22 protein-coding genes are annotated in these 18,624 nt (G+C 71.9%); 15 read left to right on the plus strand and 7 right to left on the minus strand.

The window, feature by feature from the left end; translation table 11 throughout:
* The first annotated feature begins 14 nt into the window (after positions 1-14).
* From ACGFZL_RS06445 to ACGFZL_RS06465, 5 genes are read left to right on the plus strand one after another with little or no spacing between them, the layout of a single operon-like run.
* On the plus strand, positions 15-395 hold the full coding sequence (locus ACGFZL_RS06445) for a TadE family protein (RefSeq protein ID WP_393690184.1): 381 nt from the start codon (positions 15-17) through the stop codon (positions 393-395).
* The gene (locus ACGFZL_RS06450; RefSeq protein WP_393689803.1) at positions 396-812 is read left to right on the plus strand and encodes a TadE/TadG family type IV pilus assembly protein; all 417 of its coding nucleotides are present in this window, start codon (positions 396-398) and stop codon (positions 810-812) included.
* Positions 809-1,270 carry a pilus assembly protein TadG-related protein gene (locus ACGFZL_RS06455; protein WP_393689805.1) on the plus strand — a complete coding sequence of 154 codons (462 nt, stop codon included), beginning with the start codon at positions 809-811 and terminating at the stop codon, positions 1,268-1,270. The genes ACGFZL_RS06450 and ACGFZL_RS06455 overlap by 4 nt, the downstream gene beginning before the upstream one ends.
* A 56-nt stretch (positions 1,271-1,326) precedes the next feature.
* A complete protein-coding gene (locus ACGFZL_RS06460) occupies positions 1,327-1,980 on the plus strand; it encodes a hypothetical protein (RefSeq protein WP_393689807.1) in 654 nt (217 codons plus the stop codon).
* Positions 1,977-3,017 carry a hypothetical protein gene (locus tag ACGFZL_RS06465; RefSeq protein WP_393689809.1) on the plus strand — a complete coding sequence of 347 codons (1,041 nt, stop codon included), beginning with the start codon at positions 1,977-1,979 and terminating at the stop codon, positions 3,015-3,017. The genes ACGFZL_RS06460 and ACGFZL_RS06465 overlap by 4 nt, the downstream gene beginning before the upstream one ends.
* Here the strand turns inward: ACGFZL_RS06465 and ACGFZL_RS06470 are convergent.
* The 3 genes from ACGFZL_RS06470 to ACGFZL_RS06480 form a co-directional block, all read right to left on the minus strand.
* Entirely contained in the window at positions 3,007-3,336 is a 330-nt protein-coding gene (locus tag ACGFZL_RS06470) for a hypothetical protein (RefSeq protein ID WP_393689811.1), read from the minus strand. The genes ACGFZL_RS06465 and ACGFZL_RS06470 overlap by 11 nt on opposite strands.
* A gap of 89 nt (positions 3,337-3,425) precedes the next feature.
* On the minus strand, positions 3,426-3,770 hold the full coding sequence (locus tag ACGFZL_RS06475; protein WP_393689813.1) for a hypothetical protein: 345 nt from the start codon (positions 3,768-3,770) through the stop codon (positions 3,426-3,428).
* 217 nt (positions 3,771-3,987) lie between these two features.
* Positions 3,988-4,245, minus strand: a complete 258-nt coding sequence (locus tag ACGFZL_RS06480) for a hypothetical protein (RefSeq protein WP_393689815.1) — start codon at positions 4,243-4,245, stop codon at positions 3,988-3,990.
* A 125-nt stretch (positions 4,246-4,370) separates the two neighbouring features.
* On the opposite strand from ACGFZL_RS06480, the gene ACGFZL_RS06485 reads away from it, so the two are divergent.
* The 7 genes from ACGFZL_RS06485 to ACGFZL_RS06515 all read left to right on the plus strand — a co-directional run bounded on the left by ACGFZL_RS06485 (position 4,371) and on the right by ACGFZL_RS06515 (position 11,743).
* Positions 4,371-7,349 (plus strand): BTAD domain-containing putative transcriptional regulator, encoded by a 2,979-nt coding sequence (locus ACGFZL_RS06485; RefSeq protein ID WP_393689817.1) that lies wholly within the window; start codon positions 4,371-4,373, stop codon positions 7,347-7,349.
* Positions 7,346-8,074, plus strand: coding sequence for a prepilin peptidase (locus ACGFZL_RS06490; RefSeq protein WP_393689819.1), 729 nt, complete (start codon positions 7,346-7,348; stop codon positions 8,072-8,074). The genes ACGFZL_RS06485 and ACGFZL_RS06490 overlap by 4 nt, the downstream gene beginning before the upstream one ends.
* 78 nt (positions 8,075-8,152) lie before the next feature.
* Positions 8,153-9,352, plus strand: a complete 1,200-nt coding sequence (mqnC, locus tag ACGFZL_RS06495; RefSeq protein ID WP_355167405.1) for a cyclic dehypoxanthinyl futalosine synthase — start codon at positions 8,153-8,155, stop codon at positions 9,350-9,352.
* A gap of 11 nt (positions 9,353-9,363) precedes the next feature.
* The gene (locus ACGFZL_RS06500; protein WP_393689821.1) at positions 9,364-9,873 is read left to right on the plus strand and encodes an imidazolonepropionase-like domain-containing protein; all 510 of its coding nucleotides are present in this window, start codon (positions 9,364-9,366) and stop codon (positions 9,871-9,873) included.
* A 56-nt stretch (positions 9,874-9,929) separates the two neighbouring features.
* Complete coding sequence (locus tag ACGFZL_RS06505; protein ID WP_393689823.1) at positions 9,930-10,781, plus strand: helix-turn-helix domain-containing protein; 852 nt, start codon at positions 9,930-9,932, stop codon at positions 10,779-10,781.
* The gene (locus ACGFZL_RS06510) at positions 10,741-11,016 is read left to right on the plus strand and encodes a DUF397 domain-containing protein (protein WP_393689825.1); all 276 of its coding nucleotides are present in this window, start codon (positions 10,741-10,743) and stop codon (positions 11,014-11,016) included. Before ACGFZL_RS06505 ends, ACGFZL_RS06510 begins: the two co-directional genes overlap by 41 nt.
* Before the next feature lie 31 nt (positions 11,017-11,047).
* The gene (locus ACGFZL_RS06515; protein WP_393689827.1) at positions 11,048-11,743 is read left to right on the plus strand and encodes a demethylmenaquinone methyltransferase; all 696 of its coding nucleotides are present in this window, start codon (positions 11,048-11,050) and stop codon (positions 11,741-11,743) included.
* On the opposite strand, the gene ACGFZL_RS06520 is transcribed toward ACGFZL_RS06515, so the two are convergent.
* Positions 11,730-12,401 carry a TetR/AcrR family transcriptional regulator gene (locus tag ACGFZL_RS06520; protein ID WP_393689829.1) on the minus strand — a complete coding sequence of 224 codons (672 nt, stop codon included), beginning with the start codon at positions 12,399-12,401 and terminating at the stop codon, positions 11,730-11,732. The two genes, ACGFZL_RS06515 and ACGFZL_RS06520, sit on opposite strands and share 14 nt — an antisense overlap.
* Before the next feature lie 68 nt (positions 12,402-12,469).
* On the opposite strand from ACGFZL_RS06520, the gene ACGFZL_RS06525 reads away from it, so the two are divergent.
* Positions 12,470-13,987, plus strand: coding sequence for a monooxygenase (locus ACGFZL_RS06525; protein ID WP_393690185.1), 1,518 nt, complete (start codon positions 12,470-12,472; stop codon positions 13,985-13,987).
* Here ACGFZL_RS06525 and ACGFZL_RS06530 read toward each other — a convergent pair.
* Entirely contained in the window at positions 13,984-14,490 is a 507-nt protein-coding gene (locus ACGFZL_RS06530) for a GNAT family N-acetyltransferase (RefSeq protein WP_355167417.1), read from the minus strand. The genes ACGFZL_RS06525 and ACGFZL_RS06530 overlap by 4 nt on opposite strands.
* A 107-nt stretch (positions 14,491-14,597) precedes the next feature.
* On the opposite strand from ACGFZL_RS06530, the gene ACGFZL_RS06535 reads away from it, so the two are divergent.
* Positions 14,598-15,881 (plus strand): geranylgeranyl reductase family protein, encoded by a 1,284-nt coding sequence (locus ACGFZL_RS06535; RefSeq protein ID WP_355167419.1) that lies wholly within the window; start codon positions 14,598-14,600, stop codon positions 15,879-15,881.
* On the opposite strand, the gene def is transcribed toward ACGFZL_RS06535, so the two are convergent.
* Positions 15,882-16,511, minus strand: coding sequence for a peptide deformylase (gene def / locus ACGFZL_RS06540; protein WP_393689832.1), 630 nt, complete (start codon positions 16,509-16,511; stop codon positions 15,882-15,884). It abuts the gene before it with no gap.
* 129 nt (positions 16,512-16,640) lie between these two features.
* Entirely contained in the window at positions 16,641-17,519 is an 879-nt protein-coding gene (locus ACGFZL_RS06545) for a C40 family peptidase (RefSeq protein WP_393689834.1), read from the minus strand.
* Positions 17,520-18,262: 743 nt separating this feature from the next.
* On the opposite strand from ACGFZL_RS06545, the gene ACGFZL_RS06550 reads away from it, so the two are divergent.
* Positions 18,263-18,622 carry an NADH-quinone oxidoreductase subunit A gene (locus ACGFZL_RS06550; RefSeq protein WP_003992243.1) on the plus strand — a complete coding sequence of 120 codons (360 nt, stop codon included), beginning with the start codon at positions 18,263-18,265 and terminating at the stop codon, positions 18,620-18,622.
* The last annotated feature ends 2 nt before the right edge of the window (positions 18,623-18,624 follow it).

An 18,624-nucleotide genomic window follows, 5' to 3' on the forward strand; every position in this document is an offset into this window, starting at 1 on the left:
GCGGCGACTCCGGCATGACCGCGATCGAGTTCGTCCTGCTCACCCCGGTCCTGTTCTTCATGATCTTCGCAACGGTGCAGTTCGGCCTCTACTTCTTCGCCGACCACGTCGCCCAGGCGGCGGCCCAGGCCGGCGCCCGCAAGGCCCGTGCGACGGCGCACGACCAGCCGGGCGGCTGGCGGGGCGAGGCACGCGACGTGGTGGACAGCTACATCAGCCAGCTCGGCCCCCAACTCGTCCTGTCTCCCGACGTGAAGACGCTCCAGCCGGAGCCGGACACGGTCGGCGTGGAGATCACGGCGCGCATCCCGACGGTCTTCCCGGGCCTGGACCTCACCGTGCACGCGCAGTCGATGGGCCCGGTGGAACGCTTCGTGCAGGAGGCCGGCAACTAGATGCGCGCCCCCCTGCTGCCTCCGCGGGACGACCGCGGCCTGTCCACCGTCGAGGTGGTCATCCTGGCCCCGGTGATGATCCTCTTCATCCTGGTCCTGGTCGCCTTCGGCCAACTGGTCGACGGACACGGCGCGTTGGACGGCGCCGCCCGGGACGCGGCCCGCGCGGGCTCCATCCAGAAGGACCACGACACGGCCGTCGCCGAGGCGAAGCGGGCCGCGTCGGCCGACCTGGCGGACGTCTGCTCCGGCCCGGTCTCGGTGGTCCAGAAGAGCGCCGGCTTCGAGCCTGACACGCTGTTCACGGTCGAGGTCAGCTGCGAGGTCCGGGGCCTGTCGATGATCGGCCTGAACATCCCGACGACCCTCTCGTCCACCTTCAGCAGCCCCCTGGACCCGTACCGGAGGACCGTGTGAGGCCCTCCGTACGCGCCTGGCTCGCCGACCGGCGCACCCGCCTGGACGACCGCGGCTCGGGCGCCGGCGCGGTCATCGTCTTCGCGCTGGTCTTCCTCGCCCTCTCCGCCTTCGTCATCGACGGCGGCATGTCGGTCTCCAAGCGCGAACGCGCCGCCGACATCGCCGAACAGGCGGCCCGCTACGCCGCCCAGGACATCGACCGCGAGGCCCTCTACGACGACGTCGGCGGCCCCGCCCCCATCAACTACGAGAACTGCGACGCGAGGGTCAAGGCCTTCGCCGCCGAGATGCACATGGCCGGCCCCGACATCGCCGCGACGCACTGCGTGGCGGCGGACGCGGGCCGGGTCCAGGTGGAGGTCCAGCTCACGTACGCGCCGGTGTTCACGGGGGCGTTCTACGGGGGCGACGTGGTGGTGCGGGGCAGAGCGGTGGCGGAGAACGAGGTCGGCTGACGCGCCGCTGCCCCCACGCACAGTTCCCATCCCCCCACCACGGAGGTACCACACCCATGCGCACCCGCACGACCACGGCCGCCGCCCTGCTGACCACGGCCACCCTGTTCCTGTCCGCCTGCGGCGGCTCCTCCGACGGCTCGTCGGACAAGGATGTGATCGAGGGGGCCGACACTTCCACGACACCGTCGGCCTCGCCGACCCCCACGGCCCCGGCGGACGGGATCGACCGGCCGAGGGTGAAGCTCCCGGCGGGCGACATCATGGTCTTCGACCCGGAGACGACGGGTGACTCCCGGACGAATGCCGTGCTGAGGGACAACGCCGAGTATCTGCGTGCCATCGACGAGGCCATCGACGACCAGAACCCCAAGTCCGAGGCATTGTCGTTCTACAGCAAGGACGCTTCATACCTGGCGTCCGTCGAGTGGGTCGGCGGCTTCGTCAAGGATGGCAACACGGTGACAGGCACCGTGCGTTACTTCGATCGCAAGGTGGCCTTCAGCAAGGACGGCTCGGCCGGCCTGACCTACTGCGCCGACGAGTCCAAGGGCTTCACCAAGGACATCAAGACGGGGAAGGTCGACGTGACGCCGGTGAGCAAGAACTCGTACGTCTTCTACAACGAACGGCTGAGGAAGAACAAGGCGGGCGTCTGGCAGACCACCATGAGTTCCTCCGAGCGCGGCAGCGAGGTGTGCCAGCCGTGAACCGGGCCACTGGAGCGGCGGCTCTGACCGCGGCCACCACAGCACTGCTCACCCTCCAGAGCCCACCATGCGCCTGGGCGGACAAAGGCTCCTCCGCCGGACCGAGCAGGGCGGCGGACGCCGGCCGCCAGGGCCGCACGATGTACGTGCAGACCAAGGTCCGAACCACAGTCAACGGCAGCGGCAGCGGCGGCGGCACGGCCAAGACCGGCAGCCTCTCCTCCGCGGACGGCAACTGGACGCCGCCCGCCTGCTGGTACGAGCCCGCCTTCTCGCCGAAGGAGATCCAGTCCACGGTCAAGACGTGGCGCGGCATCGGCGACCTGCCGCTGATCGGCGGGATCGGCGACCTCGTCGGCGACATGCTGGACGCCCGCTACAAGGACGGGAAGCCCTACAAGGACTACAACCTCGACAAGCAGGGCGAGGGCATGTTCTGGGCAGCCGCCGTCAACCCGAACCGCAAGGACGACCCGGAAGCGTCGTCCTGCGACAAGCCCCCCTTCTGGGTGAACAACGGCCAGACCCCCGACGAACCCCTGGCCGTCTCACCGAAGGTCCTCGCCGAGTACGCCTACGACGAACTCCCCATCCCCGGCACCGAGGTCACCACCGCCCCCGCAGGCGAGACGAAGGTGAACCTCCCCACCTGGGTCTGGCTGGACAAGGCCAGGTTCAAGAAGGTCTCCGTCACCGCCTCCCTCCCCGGCACGGGCCTCTCCGCCACCACGACCGCCGAGCCGAAGTCCCTCCACCTCGACCCCGGCACCCCGGACGCCCGGACCACCCCCGCCTCCGGCGACTGCCCGATCAACGCGGACGGCGGCATCGGCGCCCCGTACCAGCTGGGCCGCGCGAACGACACCCCGCCCTGCGGCGTGACGTACCTGCGCTCCGGCGCGTACCCCCTGCGGGCCACCGTCACCTGGCAGATCTCGTGGACCAGCACGACAGGCGAGGGCGGCACCCTCCCCGACGGCACGTTCGGCGCGAGCCAGGACGTGACGGTCCAGGAGATCCAGTCGGTCAACCGCTGACGCCGAGGCTCCCGAGCCCGAGGTCCCGCTCCCAGATCTCCGCGCATCTGCGGAACGGGACGTCGGGCGGCCGGTGATCGAGGCGCCGCACGTGCGCCAGGAACTCGGCGGGCAGCGCCACGTGATACCTCCCGACGTAGTACGTCAGGTCATCCCGCCAGAGCCACGTCCCGTCCGTGCAGAGCGACCCGGCGCCGACCAACACCGGCGCCTCCGGATCCAGTACGTCGTCCGCGGCGCCCATCTCGGACCAGAGCCTGGTCGCGCCCCGCAGATACCCGAGCAACAGCTCCTCGTCCCGCTCCCCGAGCTCCCGCACAGCGGACCCGATCGAACCGGACCGGGGCAGCCGCCCCCACCCCGGATTCAACTCGGTGAAGAAGCCGACGGGACGCACGCAGCCGGCTGTCACGCCTCCCCGCCGGCCTTCTTGCCGCCCCGCTTGTCCTCGGTCCTCACCGCGTCGTTGACCTTCTTCGTCAGGTCGTCGTCCAGCTTCTTGAACTCCCGGACCACCGCGTCCGACATGTCCCCCAGCGCGTCGAGCTGCTGCGTGATGTCCTCGCGGCCGTCCTCCCAGTTGGACTCGAAGTCGCCGAGGGCGTCGTTGACACTGCCGTCGCCGATGTCGTCCTGGTAGGACTCGAAGAGCTTCTTGGTGTGGTTGAGCCGGGTCTTCAACGACCGCAGCCGGCGCCCGTAGCTCTCGAGTTCGGTCAGCGGCAGCGAGAGGTCGCTCTTGCCGTTGCCCATGGTCCTAGGTCCCCCCGGCGTCAGACATCAATCACTTTCGCTCCTCCGCGGACGGTACCTTCAAGCCCCAGGACACGTCACCGGGGGAGGGACATCCATGGGCGATTCCGACCTGACGGTCGACTCCGGAAGTGATCGCGGCGGTGATGGACCCACTGGACGACTTCGCCCGCACAGTCCGGCTCCCCGCAGCGGCACTTTGACCCACGCTCGGCGACTACTCGGTCGGCATCGGGATTCCCTCCGCCTCGGCGAGTGCCATGGCGCGCTCGACGTCGATCTCCGGAGCCCTGAAGTCCAGGGAGGCGATGTGGGCGACGAAGTCGGCGGGTGGCGATACGCGGTGATACCGGACGTAGTCCGACCAGGCGAGCGGCCAGACCCACTGCCCGTCCGTCATGACACCGATCCGCACCCGCATCCCGGGCGACCGGGAGAACGGATCCGGAACGGTGCCCGGCGAGAGCTTGGCCATGGGGTCGGCTCCTTCGGCTCGGGTATGGACCGGCGCTTCGACCTTGTCGGTGCCAGTCCATAGGATCTCGGTAGGCTCAGCACACCCCCCGGACGCCCCTTCACACACGACCCAGGACACCCGCCATGCCGCGACGCCCACGTTCCAGCTCGTCCAGCTCGACGGCTCCGAGGAACCGGACCCCGCAGCCGGTGCGGGTGCGGCGGCGGACGTTCGGGGACGTCGTCAAGGCGTTCCTCGCCTTCGTGGTGCTGGCGGGGCTGGTCGTCGGGGTGCCGCTCGCGCTGGCCAGCCAGGCGGGGTGGCCGTTGCCCGGTGGGGCGCCGAGTCTCGACTGGCTGCAGCGTGAGATCGACGTCCACACCTTCCTGAACATCCTCACCGTCATCGTCTGGTTCGCCTGGGCCCAGTTCACCGCCTGCGTCCTCGTCGAGGTCAAGGCCGCCGTGTCCGGCGTCGGCGTGCCGGGACACGTCCCCGGGGCCGGGGCCAGTCAGGTGCTGGCCCGCCAACTCGTCGCCGCCCTGCTGCTCGTCGGCGCCACGGCCGCGAGCCTCACCCCGGGCCTCTCGCAGCTCGGGCAGAACCTCGAGGGCAACCAGAAGCCGGCCGTCGCCGCCGCCCAGCAGACCCCCGGCCTCTTCGCCCCGCAGCAGGAGCAGGCGACCGCCGTCGCCGCGAACGCCCTCGCCGCACAGGCCTCCCAGGCCGCCGCCCACGCCCCCCACGCCGACGGCGCCGCCGCCACCCGCGAGGGCGCGACGAAGTACTACCGCATCCAGCCGCCCGAGGGCCGCCACCACGACTCCCTGTGGGAGATAGCGGACCGGCACCTCGGCGACGGACGCCGGTACAAGGAGATCTACGAGCTGAACAAGGACCGCGTGCAGCCCGACGGCTCCCGGCTCTCCGAGGCCAGCCTCATCCGGCCCGGCTGGATCATGGAGATGCCCGGCGACGCGCGCGGCGGCGACCTGGTCGAGATGCCCGACGCGACGCCGAACGTGTCGGAGCGGGTGCAGGGGCAGATCCAGGACTACGCGAAGTCCGGGAGCGGGGCGCACGCCCACGAGCGGCACGCCGCCGACCGAGAAGCCCAGGGCGGCGGCCACACCGCCGACGTCTCCGTCCCCCACCAGCGCCCCGCCCCCACCCCAGCCCCCGCCGCCACACCGCAGGCCCACGACACCGCCACCCCCGCCGCCTCGGACTCCGCCTTCGGCCTCCCCGAAGCCCTCCTCACCGCCCCCCTCCTCGCCGCCGGCCTCCTCGGCGCCCTCGGCCGGCGCCGCCGCCAGGCCCTGTGGCAGTCGGCCCTCGCCGGCGTCGGCGGCCGGCGCGGCATGGAGCCGGCCACGCCCGAGGGCGACGCCCAGGATGCCCAGGACGCGCTGCTCGTCGGCGCCGACCCCGACGGCGTACGCCGCCTCGACCGCTCCCTGCGCGCCCTCGCCGCCGCCCTGGCCGGCGAGTCCCGCGCGCTGCCCGTCGTCTACGCGGCCTGGCTGAGCGGCAACGGCGACCTGCACCTCCAGCTCGCCCAGCCCGCCGGCAAGCCCCCCGCCCCCTGGCAGCTCGGCCAGGACCAGACCTTCTGGATGCTGGCCCGCGCCGACGCCGACTCGGTCGAGGACACCGACACGGCCGCCCCCTACCCGGGCCTGGTCAGCCTCGGCACCATGGACGACTCCCGGCTGCTGCTCAACCTGGAGTCGGTGCCCGGCATCGTCTCCCTGGCCGGAGCCACGGAGGACCGGGCCGCGGTCTTCGCCTCCGTCGCCGCCGAACTGGCCACCAACGGCTGGTCGGACCGCATGACCATCACCCTCGTCGGCTTCGGCGACGACCTCACGCCCCTGGCGCCCAACCGCCTCCGCCACCTCAACGGCGTCGAGGACCTCTTCGAGACGATGGAGGCCGAGACCCGGCAGCGCCGCGGCGCGCTCGGCGCGGCCGGCCACGACTCCGTCCTCACCGGCCGCACCGGCCCCGCCCGGCACACCCGGTGGGCCCCGCACCTCGTCCTCCTCGCCGCCCAGCCCTCCGACGAGGAGGCCCTGCGCCTCGCCGAACTCGCCGCTGACGCAAGCCGCCTCGGCATCGGCTACCTGGTCGGCACCGAGGGCTCCGAACTCCCCGGCGCGGCCTGGGAGATGGAGATCACCGACGAAGGCCGCCTCCTCGCCCCGCTGCTGGGCCTGGAGCTGGACGCGCAGACCCTCCCCGCCGCCCAACGGCAGTCCGTGGTCGACCTGTTCACCGCCGCCGACCCCCACAGCGGGCCTGACGGCACGCCACCCCACACCCCGCCCTTCCTGGTCGACGTCACCGAGCAGGGCCGCCCCGCGGTCTACGCCCGCCTCGTCGGCTCCTACGAGATCATCGGCCTGGACGCCCCGGAGGACGACCGCAGCGAGCAGCTGCACGAGGCCCTCGCCCTGCTCCTCCTCCACCGGGAGGGCGTCCACCCCCGTGTCCTCGCCTCCGCGCTCTGGCCCCGAGGCGTCACCGAGGACGTACGCGACGCCCTGATCGAGCGCCTACGGGCCTGGCTCGGCGCCGACCCGGACGGCACCCCCCGCCTCGGCACCGACGCCACCGGCCGCCTCACCCTCGCCCGCACCGTCGTCTCCGACCTCGACGTGCTGCGCTCCCTCTATCACGAGGCCACGCAGGGCCGCGGCGTCGACAACCGCGCGGTACGCGGACGGCTCCTCACCGACGCCCTGGTCCTGGTACGCGGCCCGCTGCTCGCCGACCGCCCCGAGGGCCGCTACCGCTGGCTCACCCACGAGATCGTGGACGCCCAGCTCCCGCTCCTCGTCTCCGACACCGGCCTCGCGCTCTCGGAGTTCCACCTGGAGAAGGGCCGCGCCGAGAAGGCCATCGAGGCCCTGAACGCGGCCCTGCGCACCGCCCCCACCGACGAACGCCTCTGGCACGAGCTGCTCCGCGCCACCCACGCCACCGAGGACGAGGCGAGGCTCCGCGCCCTCGCCGCCGACCTCACCACCCGCAGCGGCGCCCGCGGCCTGCCGCCCCGCACCGAGGCACTCCTCGACGAGCTGCTGCCGACCTGGCGCGGGGGCGCCGCGGCGGGATGAGCATCGAGAGCGCGCTCATCGTCATCGCCGCCGTCTGGGGCGCGGCGACCGGCGCCCTGCTGCCCCGCGCCGCGTACCGCTTCGCCGCCCCGGCGGGGGAGGAGTGGCGCACCACCTGCCCAAAAGGCCACCCGATCTCCGGCTGGCTCGGCCGCGCGTACTGCCCCGACTGCGGCACGCGCTACGGCCCCGCCGCCGCCCCCCTCGCGGCGGCCACCGCCCTGGTCTGCGCCGCCCTGGCCGCCGCCACCGGCACCCACCCCGAACTGGCCGCCTGGCTGCTGATCGCACCCCCCGCCGTCCTCCTGGCCACCGTCGACCTGCGCGTACGCCGCCTCCCCGACCCCCTGACCCTCCCCCTGGCCGCCGCCACCCTCACCCTCCTCGGGGTGGCCGCCCTCCTCCCCGAACCCGCCGGCTCCTGGACCACCGCCCTCCTCGGCGCCCTAGCCCTCGCCGCCGGCTACTTCGTCCTCTTCCTCATCAACCCCTCCGGCATGGGCTTCGGCGACGTGAAGCTGGCCCTCACCGCGGGCGCCGCCCTCGCCTGGTACGGCTGGCCCACCCTCCTCCTCGGCACCTTCGCGGGCTTCCTGCTCGGCGCGTTGTACGGCGGCGTCCTGGTCGTCGCCCGCCGCGCGACCCGCGAGACGGCCATCCCGTTCGGCCCGTTCCTGATCGCCGGCGCCTTCCTTGGCCTGCTGGTGGGGGCGTACGCGGCCTGAGATCAGCCGCGCCGACCCCCTGGCGTACGCTGGTCACGTCCGTCCACAACCCTTACGAACCTTGCGAAAGGGACGCCGGTGACCGAGAAGGCCGACCTTCAGCCCATCCTCGACCGCGCCGCCGCCGGTGGTCGGATCACCCCCGAAGAGGCGCTCGACCTCTACCGGGACGCCCCGCTGCACGCGCTGGGCGCCGCCGCCGACGCGATCCGGCGCCGCCGGTACGCCGGGACCGAGCACATCGCGACGTACATCATCGAGCGCAACATCAACTACACGAACGTCTGCGTCACGGCCTGCCGCTTCTGCGCGTTCTACGCCGCGCCGAAGGACACCGACAAGGGCTGGACCCGCGACCTCGACGACATCCTGCGCCGCTGCGCGGAGACGGTCGAGCTGGGCGGCACGCAGATCATGTTCCAGGGCGGCCACCACCCGGACTACGGCGTGGAGTACTACGAGAAGCACTTCTCGGCCATCAAGCAGGCGTTCCCGCAGCTCGTCATCCACAGCCTGGGGGCGAGCGAGGTCGAGCACATGGCCCGGATCTCGAAGGTGTCGGTCGAGGAGGCCATCACCCGCATCCACCAGGCCGGTCTCGACTCCTTCGCGGGCGCGGGCGCCGAGCTGCTGCCCGAGCGGCCCCGCAAGGCCATCGCGCCGCTGAAGGAGTCCGGCGAGCGCTGGCTGGAGATCATGGAGACGGCGCACGGGCTCGGCGTCGAGTCCACCTCCACCATGCTCATGGGCACCGGCGAGACCAACGCCGAGCGCATCGAGCACCTGCGCATGATCCGCGACGTCCAGGACCGCACGGGCGGCTTCCGCGCCTTCATCCCGTACACGTACCAGCCCGAGAACAACCACCTCAAGGGCCGTACCCAGGCCACCCTCTTCGAGTACCTGCGCATGATCGCCATCGCGCGCGTGTTCCTCGACAACGTCGCCCACATCCAGGGCTCCTGGCTCACCACCGGCAAGGAGGTCGGCCAGCTCTCCCTCCACTACGGCGCGGACGACCTCGGCTCGATCATGCTGGAGGAGAACGTCGTCTCCTCGGCCGGTGCCAAGCACCGCTCCAACCGCCAGGAGATCATCGACCTCATCCGCTCGGCGGACCGCGTCCCGGCGCAGCGCGCCACGACGTACGAGCACCTCGTCGTGCACGACGACCCGGCGAACGACCCCGTCGACGAGCGCGTGATGTCCCACATCTCCTCCACCGCGATCACGGGTGGCACGGCCCACCCCGAGCTGAAGCTCCTGGCGTCCAACTGACGGGGGCCGCTGTGCTGACGCTGCACCGCCCGCTCGCGAACGACGCGGCCTCTGTCGTGGTCGACGGGGGCCACGTCCTCGCGCTCGGGCCGTACGAGGAGCTGCGCGCGGAGCACGGGGAACGGGCCCGGGTACGGGAGTGGGACGGGGCGCTGGTCACGGGGCGGTTCGAGCCGGATGCCGTGCGGCTCCTGGAGACCCTGTACTGGCCCGACCCGCGCGAGGCCGACGAGCTGGGGCTCGATCCCCTGGACGCCGGGTCCGTCCCGATGACCGACGCCCGGTGGGGGGCCAGTGCCCGGCGAGGGCTTCAGCGGATGCTCGGGCGCGGGGTGACGTCCGTGGCGGGGCCGTTCACGCGGGTGCCGGTCGAGCGCGCGGTGCGGCGGTCGGGGGTGCTGGTCGCGGACGGGCCGCCGATACTCATACCGGGGGCGCGGGCGGACTTCACGGTGCTCGCGGGGGACGGGAGCTGTGTGGTGACGGTGGTGGAGGGGCGGCTCGTGTATCGGCGGGCGTAAGTACGACTTTCGGTGACGGGGTGGTACGCGCTGGCGTGGAGTGCCTACTCTCAGCTATGGCGAACCTCAAGCAACTCGACCCCAGCGCCTCGCCCTTGGACTACTACGGGGCGGAACTGCGCCGGTTACGGGAGGCCGCGGGCCTCACCCTGGCCGACCTCGGGAAGATCCTGTTCTGTACGGGGTCGTTGATCGGGCAGGTGGAAACGACCCTCAAGGTCCCGACCAGGGATTTCTCGGCGCGGGTGGACGCGGCGCTGGGGACCGACGGGATGTTCACGCGGTTGGGGGGCCTGGTTCTGCGGAGCCAGTTGCCCACGTGGTTCCAGCCGTATGCGGAGATGGAAGCGAAGGCGACGTACATCTCCTCGTTCCAGGCGCAGCTGGTCGACGGACTGCTCCAGACACCGGACTACGCCCGCGCCGTGCTCGGGGTCCGGAACGGGGGCAACCTGGACGCATTGGTCGAGGCGCGCATCGAACGTCAGCGTGCTCTCGGTCGGGACAACCCGCCGCTGGCTTGGGTCGTCCTCACCGAGACAGTGCTGCACCAGCGAATCGGCGGCGACAAGGTCATGCGGGACCAACTGGCCCACCTGTTGAAGGTGACGCAGGCCCACGAGTGGGTGAAGCTGCAAGTGCTGCCCTTCGAAGCGGGTGCGCACGCCGGACTGCCGGGCTCCTTCAACCTCCTACGCTTCGACAACGACCCCGACGTCGTCTACACCGAGGACTTCGTCCAGGGACACATGACGGCCAACCCGCAAGCCGTCAAGGAAGGTTCACTCCGTTACGATCACCTGCAAGCCGCCGCTCTCTCACTGCACGACTCGGCGGCGCTGATCGCCAGCGTGATGGAGGAGCGTTATGGGCACCAAGCTGATCCCGGCAGACGTCCAGTGGCGTAAGTCGTCGTACAGCGGGGACACCGGAGGGCAGTGCATCGAGTGCGCCCCCCTGAACGGCGTGGCCTGGCGCAAGTCCTCCTACAGCAGCGACACCGGGGGTCAGTGCCTCGAATACGCGCCGCTCTCCTCCCGCATCGCCGTCCGCGACACCAAGCACCCCACCCTCGGCCACCTCACCCTCACCCCCGCCACCTTCACCCGCTTCGTCGGGGCCGCAGCGCGGGGCGAGCTGTAGGCGCCGTACCCGCTGCTGCAACAATGGGCCCGTGACCCGCGCCTCCCTGAACAAGCAGCCGCACGAAGTCGCCTCGATGTTCGACCACGTCGCGGAACGGTACGACCTGACCAACGACGTGCTGTCGCTCGGCCAGGACCGGGTGTGGCGCAAGGAGGTCGCCAGAGCCGTGGACGCCCGCCCGGCGCAGAAGGTCCTGGACCTGGCGGCCGGCACGGCGACCTCCTCGCTGCCCTTCGCCCGCAGCGGCGCGTACGTCGTCCCGTGCGACTTCTCGCTGGGCATGCTGCGGGTCGGCAAGAGGAAGACGCCGTGGCTGCCGATGACGGCCGGGGACGCGACGCGGCTGCCGTTCAAGGACGACACCTTCGACGCCGTCACGATCAGCTTCGGCCTGCGCAACGTGCAGGACACGGACGCGGCGCTGAGGGAGATGCACCGCGTGACCCGCCCCGGCGGCCGCGTCGTGATCTGCGAGTTCTCGCACCCCACGTGGACCCCGTTCCGCACCGTCTACACCGAGTACCTGATGCGCGCCCTGCCCCCCGTGGCCCGCGCGGTCTCCTCCAACCCCGACGCGTACGTCTACCTCGCGGAGTCGATCCGCGCCTGGCCCGACCAGCCCGCCCTCGCGGAGCGCCTCCGCGACGCCGGCTGGCAGAAGGTCGCGTGGCGGAACCTCACCGGCGGCGTCGTCGCCCTGCACCGGGGCTTCAAGAAGAACTGACCCGCGCCGCGAGCCCCGTCACGAGCAGGGCGAGGCCGAACTCGAAGTGGGGCGCGTAGTCCGGCTCGGCAAGCGTGGGCAGGGCGGCCGTGAGGTGGGGGTACCCGCCGGAGGTGACCGCCTCGCGCAGCACCTCCGGGTCGGCCGGGAAGCCGCCGTCCGGCCGTAGCGCGGCCTGCTCCTCCAGGGTGTGCCCGACGGTGAAGTGCACCACCGCCATCATGGCCCGCGCCGCGTCCGCGTCACCGAATCCCGCGTCGCGCAGGACGCCGACGCATGCCTCCGCGAAGCCCAGGGTGCCCGGGCCGGTGGAGTGCGTCCCGGCGAAGACGCGGGCGCCGTCGCGGTGGGCCAGCAGGGCCTGCCGCAGGGCCCTGGCCAGGCCGGAGAGCCGATCGTTCCAGTCCGCGGCGGCCCCGGGGACCCGGACATCGGCCATCATCCGCTCGGCCATCGCGGCCAGCAGGTCGTCCTTGGTCCGGAAGTACCGGTAGAGCGCCCCGGCCTGCACACCCATCGCGTCCGCCAGCCGCCGCATGGTCAGCGCGTCGAGGCCGGAGTCGTCCAGCAGCGCCAGCGCGGTGTCGATGGTGCGTGCCTGGTCGAGGCGGGGCGGACGACCACGGGCCGGACGGGGAGAGGTTGACGCGTCGCTCATGCCGGTGATTATAGTGAACAGCGTTCACGTGAACGCTGTTCACTAATGCGGAGGCAGACATGACAGGCATGGCCACCGATGTGATCGTCGTCGGCGCGGGCCCGACCGGCCTCATGCTCGCCTGCGAGCTGGCGCTGGCGGGCGTCCGGCCGCTGGTCGTCGAGCGCCGCCCGGAACCGCAGCGCGACTCCCGGGCGTTGACGCTCCATCCCCGCAGCGTCGAGCTGCTGGACATGCGGGGCCTCGCCCCCCGCTTCCTCGCGGCCGGCACCACCGTGCCGGGCTGGCACTTCGCGGGGCTCAGGACCCGGCTCGACTTCGCCGCCCTCGACAGCCGCCACGCCTACACGCTCTTCATCGCCCAGGCCCGCACCGAGGCCCTGCTGGCGGAACGGGCCGGCGAACTGGGCGTGGAGATCCTGCGCGGGCACGAGACCGTCGACGTCCGCCAGGACTCCGACGGCGTCGAGGTGGACGTACGCGGCCCCGGCGGGCGGCGCACCCTCCGGGCGGCCTACGCGGTGGGGTGCGACGGCGGGCGCAGCCTCGTGCGCACCGCCGCGGGGATCGGCTTCCCGGGGACGGACGAGACGCTGACCGGCGTCCTCGGCGACTTCGCGACCGTGGACCGGGACGACCCGGGCCTCAAGCGCGCGCAGGCCAAAGGCGTGCTGGTCGCGCCGCTGGAGGACGGGTTCACCCGGCTCGTCTACCTCGATCCCGCGCGGATGCGCGTCCCCTCCGGCGAGCCCGTGACCCTGGAGGAGTTCCGGACCTCGCTGACCGGCCTCTGCGGCTCCGACTGCGGTGTCGGCGGACCGCGCTGGCTGTCCCGCTTCGGCAACGCCAGCCGCCTCGCCGAGCGCTACCGCGCGGGCCGGATCCTCCTGGCGGGCGACGCCGCCCACATCCACTTCCCCGCGGCCGGACAGGGCCTCAACACCGGCTTGCAGGACGCCGCCAACCTGGGCTGGAGGCTGGCGGCCGAGATCAACGGCTGGGCGCCGCCCGGGCTGCTGGACGGCTACGACGCCGAGCGCCGGCCGGTGGGCGCGGCGGTCGTCGAGAACACCGAGGTCCAGACCCTGCTGGCGGAACTGACCCTCGTCCCGCAGTACGAGCGGCCCGCCGCCGCGCTGCGCGCGATGCTCGACGAATTCCTGGGTATGGCCGAGGTCAACCGGAACCTGGCCGCGCGGGTCTCCGCCCTCGGCACCGCCTACCCCGCCCGCCGCCCGGACGCCGACCCGCTGGAGGGGCGACGCATGCCGGACATCGGCCTGACCGTCGCGGGGTCGTCCGCGACGCGGGTCTACGAGCTGACCGGCCGCGGCCGTTTCGTGCTGCTGAAGCTCACCGAAGGGGACGAGGCGCTCCCGCCCGCCGTCGAGGCCGGCTGGGGCGGACGCGTCGAAGCCGTGACGGTCACCGGATGGGACCACCACCCCGAACTGGCGGGCGTGAGCGAGGTGCTGGTGCGCCCCGACGGCCACGTCGCCTGGACGAGCCGGACCGGCGAGGCGGCCGAACGCACACGCGCGCTCACCGCCTGGGCGGGCACCCCTGGCGCAGCGGCCCGAGACTAGAGCGCCAGCCGATAGCAGTGCCCCTGCCGCTGCGACGTCGGCACGGCGAACACCTCCGCCAGCCGCATCCCCAGCCGCTCCGTGACGGCGATGGAGCGGGCGTTGCGCGCGTCCACCATCGCCACCACCCCCGCGACGCCCGCGGCACGCACCCGCGCCAGCGTCTCCCGGGCGGCAGCGGTGACGTACCCGCGCCCCCAGTGGGCCCGCCCCAGCCGCCAGCCGATCTCGATCTCCCCGCGCGGCCCCCACTCCTGCGGCCACGGCTGCGCGCCGGTGAAGCCGATCACCCGGTCCGCCTCGTCCGTGACCGTCCAGAGGCAGAAGCCGTGCCGGGCGTCGTGCAGGCGCTGCCGGGCGGTCAGCTCCTCGTAGACGGACAGCTCGGCGGAGCGGCCGCCGTGGAACTCCATGACGTCGGGGTGGTCGAAGGCGCGGTGCCAGGCGACGGCGTCCTCGTCGGTGGGGACGCGCAGCCGTACGACGGGGAGGACTCGGTCCATGGGGCAGCCCTTCAGCCGGGTGGTCGGTGCCGCTGAATAGACTGCCCATGTCCCGTGCCCGTCAGCACCCGCAATTCCCGAACATTCCGAACTGGGGAGAACCCGTCGTGACCGAGCCCCTCTCCGACCACTCCGCCGATGTGATCGTCGTGGGCGCGGGGCCAGCCGGCTCCACGACCGCGTACTACCTGGCCAAGGCAGGGCTCGACGTCCTCCTGCTGGAGAAGACCGCCTTCCCGAGGGAGAAGGTCTGCGGCGACGGCCTCACCCCGCGCGCGACCAAGCAGCTCGTGTCCATGGGCATCGACATCTCCGAAGAGGCCGGCTGGCTGCGCAACAAGGGCCTGCGCATCATCGGCGGCGGCTCCCGCCTCCAGCTGGACTGGCCCGACCTCGCCTCGTACCCGGACTACGGCCTCGTCCGCAAGCGCGACGACTTCGACGAGCAGCTCGCCCGGCAGGCCCAGAAGGCCGGCGCCCGCCTGCACGAGCGCTGCAACGTCGGCGCCCCCGTCATCGACGAGCGCACCGGCCGCATCACCGGCGTCCACGCCAAGCTGGGCGAGGACAAGCGCGAGGTCACCTTCCACGCGCCGCTGGTCGTGGCCGCCGACGGCAACTCCACCCGCCTCTCCCTGGCCATGGGCCTGCACCGCCGCGAGGACCGCCCGATGGGCGTCGCGGTGCGCACGTACTTCACCAGCCCGCGCCACGACGACGACTACCTGGAATCGTGGCTGGAGCTGTGGGACCGGCGCGGCCCCCAGGACCGGCTCCTCCCGGGCTACGGCTGGATCTTCGGCATGGGCGACGGCACCAGCAACGTCGGCCTCGGCGTCCTCAACACCTCCGACTCCTTCAAGGAGCTGGACTGGCGCGAGGTGCTCAAGGCGTGGTGCGCCTCCATGCCCGAGGACTGGGGCTACACCCCCGAGAACATGACGGGGCCGATCCGCGGCGCCGCCCTCCCCATGGCCTTCAACCGCCAGCCGCACTACACCAAGGGCCTGCTCCTGGTCGGCGACGCGGGCGGCCTCGTCAACCCGTTCAACGGCGAGGGCATCGCCTACGCGATGGAATCCGGGCAGATCGCCGCCGACGTCATCGTCCAGGCGCACGCGCGGGCCACGCCGGCCCAGCGCGAGATCGCGCTCCAGCGCTACCCGCGCGTGCTCAAGGACACCTACGGCGGCTACTACACGCTCGGCCGCGCCTTCGTGAAGCTCATCGGCAACCCGAAGGTCATGCAGATCGCGACCCAGCGCGGCCTCACCCACCCCGTCCTGATGAAGTTCACCCTGAAGATGCTCGCCAACCTCACCGACCCCACGGGCGGCGACGCGATGGACCGCATCATCAACGGCCTGAGCAAGGTGGCCCCGAAGGCCTGATCAAGCCCCCTCCATCGCCCTGGCCCGGGCGGCCCGCCGCGCGAACACCTCCTCGCGCCGGGCCGCCGACTGCCGCAGCGCCGCCTTCCGGTCCCGCGCGGAGAGCCGGTCCAGGTAGACGTGCCCATTCACGTGGTCGGTCTCGTGCGCGAGGCAGCGCGCGAAGTACCCGGTGCCCTCGATGCGGAGCGGGGCGCTCTCCCGGTCCAGGCCGCGTACGACGGCCCGGTCGGGGCGCGGTACGTCCATGACGGCGCCGGGCACCGAGAGGCACCCCTCGCCCTCCTCCAGGAGCCGGCGCCCGGCCGGGCCGAGGTCCTCCAGGACGGGGTTGACGACGTGCCCGACATGTCGGACACCGCCGTCGTCGAGGCAGTCGTACACGAACACCCGCAGATCGACGCCGACCTGATTGGCCGCCAGGCCCGCCCCCTCCGCGACGTACATCGTGCGGAACAGGTCGTCGATGAGCGCGGCGAGGTCGGGGCCGAACTCGGTGACGTCCCGGCACGGCTTGTGCAGGACGCTCTCCCCGGCCTCGGTGACCCGCCGCAGCCGGCCGCGCAGGGCCTCGGGCGCGAGCGGGGGGTGGGCGGCGACGGGCCGCCCCTGGACGAAGACGCTGGGCATGACGGGCTCTCCTTCGGCTCGTGACACGGGCCGGCGGATCCACCGGCCCGCGCCGAGCCTGTCAGGAGAACGCGAAGGGCCGCAGCCCCTTGAAGGCTGCGGCCCTGCGCGAATGATGCTCGGCGTGCCCTACAGCACCCGCACCGCACCGCTCGGCGGGTCGTACGACAGGGGCTTCTCCACGACGCCCGTGGAGGAGTTCTGCGCGCCGACGAACATGCCGTCGCCGACGTAGACGCCCACGTGGTACGCGCTGCCCGCGCCGCCCCAGTACAGGATGTCGCCCGGCTGGAGGCTGTCCAGGCCGACCTGGGTGCCCGCGGTCGACTGGTCCTGCGAGACGCGGGGCAGGTCGACGCCGATCTGCTTGAAGGCGGCCTGCACCAGACCGGAGCAGTCCCACGAGCTCGGACCGGTGCCGCCGGAGACGTACGCGTCGCCGATCTGCGCCCGCACGAAGGAGACGACCGCGGCGGCGGAGCCGGTGGCCGTGGACGAGCTGGAGGTGCTGGAGCCGGCGCTGCTGCTGTCGCTGCCCGTGCTCGCGGAGGAGCCGGTGTCCGAGGAGGAGGTGGAGGTGGAAGCGGACGTGAGGGTGGCGCGCGCGGTGCTGCGCGAGGCGCGCTCGGCGGCCTCCTGCTTGCGCGCGGCCTCCTCGGCGGCCTTCTTCTTCTTGGCCTCCTCGGCCTTCTTCTTGGCGTGCGCGAGGTCGGCCTTGGCCTCCTTGGCCGCGTGGGCGGCGGCCGCGTCGCGCTCGGCCTGGAGCTGGTAGGTGGCGGCCGCCTGCTGGGTGGCGTCGGCGGACTGGGCGACCTGGCTGGCCAGATCGGCCGTCAGGGTGGGCAGTTCGAGGGTCTGCGTCACCGGCTCGGCCGCGTTGGCCGAACCCGACGCCCCGGCCACTGCCAGGGTGCTGAGGACGCCACCGGCCACTCCGGCCCGCATCGCGATGGTCGACGCGCTGCGGCGGGGCTTCCGGTGGCTGCGTATGTGAGCGGTGTGGGACATGGGTACAAGCGGTACCAGGAGGTCCTCCATACCTTCAAGAAACGTGGGGTCCGCCACAGTTGTTCAAACGGGCCACGAAATCGCGGTCGCACGCCGCCCATTGACGCCGTAACGGACAATCAGGGCGGCCCGTCATGGGGCTGTGATCACGGTCTTTGATCATTACGCCCGAATTGCCCCGCGCCTACCATCGGTTGCCACAGTTGGCCAAGCCCGGTTGTTCCGGGACCGTTACCGATGTGGCGCAGGTCACGGAACGGCCACCGCCGCGCTCGCGTCCCGCGCTCGTGAACGCGTGCACGTGTCCATCGCGTGCCCCGGCCTCCCCCTGACGTGTGACCCGGACCCTCTATCAAGATCACTCGTCCATCGCCAATTTGCATGCACGAGAAGCATCTTGATATGGAGACGACCCTCGTGCACCGCCTCTGGCCAGCGGCGACTCAGCGGAATGTCACTTCTGGTGATCAACTGAACGCTTCTTGTGTGAAGATCACCGGTCCTCCGTGTTCATGATCCTTCGTCAGGTGGTGGAGATCACAAAGCTTGTGGAATACCCCGTGTCGCAGATCACAGAGCGGCAGGCATAGGATGCGAGGCAGTTGGGCTTGTGACCTGCTTCACATGTTCGCGATCTTCGCCGGAACCACCGGGACCAGCGGGGCTCGTGGGACTGGCGGGGCCGGTGGTGAGCCTGATGCACACCGCCAGCAGTCAGTGCCGACTGAGAGGAGCGAGGAGCGGTGAACGCCTATGCGCCCATCCTCGTACTGGGAGCCCTCGGGGCAGGCTTTGCGATCTTCTCCGTGGTCATGGCCACGCTGATCGGTCCGAAGCGGTACAACCGCGCCAAGCTCGAGGCATACGAGTGCGGCATCGAGCCGACCCCCACGCCGGCCGGCGGCGGGCGCTTCCCCATCAAGTACTACCTGACGGCGATGCTCTTCATCGTCTTCGACATCGAGATCGTCTTCCTCTACCCCTGGGCCGTCACCTTCGACGCCCTGGGGATCTTCGGGCTCGTGGAGATGCTGCTCTTCGTGCTCACCGTCTTCGTCGCGTACGCGTACGTGTGGCGGCGCGGCGGGCTGGAATGGGACTGAGG

The organism is Streptomyces sp. NPDC048182 (genome assembly GCF_043202555.1).
Lineage (GTDB): Bacteria > Actinomycetota > Actinomycetes > Streptomycetales > Streptomycetaceae > Streptomyces.